Origin of the sequence: Flavobacterium sp. FPG59, assembly GCF_002150205.1 — a bacterium.
In the GTDB taxonomy this organism is placed as follows: domain Bacteria; phylum Bacteroidota; class Bacteroidia; order Flavobacteriales; family Flavobacteriaceae; genus Flavobacterium.
Genome location: NZ_MTCA01000296.1, coordinates 1 through 3051, shown reverse-complemented (window position 1 = coordinate 3051; position 3051 = coordinate 1). Strand labels below are relative to the sequence as shown.

General features: G+C 38.6%; 1 protein-coding gene. It reads right to left on the bottom strand.

All coding sequences use genetic code 11. The features are described from left to right. A partial coding sequence (locus tag FPG59_RS15265; RefSeq protein WP_140344697.1) for a DUF11 domain-containing protein occupies positions 1-3006 on the bottom strand: 3006 nt, incomplete at its 3' end. Positions 3007-3051 lie beyond the last annotated feature (45 nt).

Below are 3051 nucleotides of genomic sequence, written 5' to 3'. Positions count from 1 at the left end.
AGCATTTGAAGGACTGATACTTGCTACTGTTGGGGCATTGTCATCATCATTGATTGTTCCTGTAGCGGTATCTGTTGTTGATCCAACGGTTCCTGTTGTACTGGTAATAGCTACCGTGAAGGTTTCGTCTAATTCATCGATAGTATCTGCCGTTGTGGGTACTGTTGCTGTAGCTGTTGTGGCTCCTGCTAAGAACGTTACTGTTACTGGAACTGTTGTATAATCGCCATTGGCTGTCGTTACATTGGTAAAGCCTAAAGTAACGGTGATGTCTGTAGCTGATGGGTTGCTCAATGTAACTGGGAAACTCAAGTTTCCTCCTTCTGTGATTGAAGCATCTGCAATCGTTACCACTGGTGCAGGAAATACAGTTAATGTTCTTTCAGCCGAAACTACAGATGAACAAACAAAATTAGATTCCCTGATTATTACTCTATACACATATCCATTAAATGTTGCAGGTACAGAAGTCAAAGTTAAAGTGTTCGTTGTAGCATTATTGTAAACAGCACCGTTTGATATATCAGTAAAACCAGAACCAGAATCAACTTGCCATTGGTATTGTGTAACACCTGAACCACCAGCTGCCGCTACACTGAAAGTAGTATTTGTACCCGCATTTATAATTCTATTAACTGGTTGCGTTGCTATTGAACTAGATGTTCCCACAGATGTCGCATTAGCATAAGATCCTGTATATGTAGCTGCCGGCAAGTTTACTGTACCATTAGCATTTACAGGCGCTACTGCTCCTCCTGTTTGACCAAATTGCTGTCCCGAAGCTGCACTCGTAGCATTGTTATAGTACTCATTAGAATCTGAACAACCGTCATTATCTGAATCTAAATCAAAAGAATTTTGTACCCCATCTCCATCAAAATCACAATGGTTAACATTTATGACAATATTATCAACATATTGATCTACTGAAACACTTAAAGAAGCATTATTTAACCACGGATAATTACTTGCCGGACCAAAATTTATGCCATTAGCAATAATAGGTGCACTAGTAGGAATACCTGTTGGGCCATATTGATAACCCTCATTATTAGCATATAAATGTAAAACTCCTGATCCATTATTTGCAACATAATACGTTGACTTTTGTCTAAACCATCCGGTAACTCTTGATGGAGCAGTAAATGTTGGTCCTGAACTATTTGGCTCACGTATTAAAGATACACCATGGCCATATAAAAAGACCCCATCAGGAACTCCCGGTACATCATCTCTCCAAATTGGATCTTGTCCACCAGCGCCTAAAGCTATACCATATTCATTACTAGGTCCACCTGCAGCCATATCCAGTGAAAAATCAGCACTAACTGTAATAATATTTCCAGCTAAAAGATCAATATTCTTTTTTACTACAAACGAAGACATTTGCAATTGATCAACAATTCCACCACCATTTGCATTAATAACCTTAGTTAGATTCCCATCAAAACCAACAACACTTGAATATTCACCAACATTAGTTGTTGAAGAATTTCCAGGATTACTATTATATGCTTCTAATAAACCAACTATACCCGGAACTCCCACTAAATCTCCTTTAGGTACTGGGAAACCAACTGTTCCTGTTTCAAAAACTTCATTTAAAATATTTTCAACAACAAAAGGACCTGATGCACAATTAGTATCTTCAACAATATCACGAATTCCATCATTATCATCATCTAGATCAGTAAAATCCCCCACTCCATCATTATCGCTATCTGGTTGAATAGCAATACTAGCTGTTGATGTATTATTCCCTAATACAGGGTCTGTTTCATTTCCAGCAATAGTTGCTGTGTTAATATAACTTGCTGAAGCATTTACTCTAGCCACTATAGATAGAGTTGCATTTCCACCGTTGGCTAAATCACCTATTGACCAAAGGCCTGTAGTGTTGTCGTAAGTGCCTACTGACGGTAAAGCGCTATCAAAAGTATAACCTGCTGGTAAAATATCTGTAACATTAACACCTGTTGCTGCTCCTGATCCCAAATTACTTGCCGTTAAAGTAAAGGTAACATTGCTGCCCACAATTGGCGTAGGGTTATTAACCGTTTTACTAATTTGCAAATTAGCATTTGTCAACCCCTCAATTAAATTCAAAAATACACCTGAATCTAAGAAATCATCACTAGCATCAGCAATAACAACCTTAAAGGTATAGGTACCCCCTGGGGTTAAATTATTAACAGTTCTTGTTATAAACCTTGTAACGCCATTAAACTCAGTAAAAATAGGAAAAGGACCAGGTTGAGGATCAGTGTTTGCTACATAAGCCCCTCCTGAAACAGTAGTGGTATGTCCGTTATTTATGTATAAAGCAGATTGTGTACCATCATAAGCCGCCACAGGAGTCGCTCCTGCTACAGAGCCAGGAAAACCCCCGTTTATTTTGTTGATAGATGTAGGACTTCCAGCTGGAGTAGTGGCTAAATTTCGAGTACCTGTAATACCAGGCCCCGAAATAAAAAAACCAAACGCATCATCAAAAACTGTACCTACATAATCCGGATATTCTTCGGACCCAAAATGATACCCAATTCTTAAACCAGTTATGGTAGGCCCTAAGGTAATCGTAAAAGTATAAGCCACTAGATCTCGAGTAGCCGTTGGATCAATTGTAGATAAATCGGCATCTGAAAGAGTAGCGCCTGCAGCCGGAAAAGCAGATTGCTGGATAACAGTATTCCTATTTGTCAACTCTAATGTTGTATTTCCTGTACTAAAATAGGCACCACTAGGAAAACCAAGACCTGCACCCGTAATACCATTTGTAAAAGTGGCTACTTGGTTCGATCTTAAAATAGCGCCATCTGTTTGAGCACCAACCAAGGTACCCCCAGTAATGACTATACCAGGCCCTTGTAGGGCGAGGTTAATTTGCGCATTACTGGGATTCGTATTTGCAGTAACCTGGGCACTACTATTTACCGTATACAAGGACCAAAATAGGAATAAAAATCTGGGTACTTTAAAAATAAATGAAGGTAATTGTATATTCATAATTCACTTTGTTAATTTATTCTAACTATTTATACTAACTATATG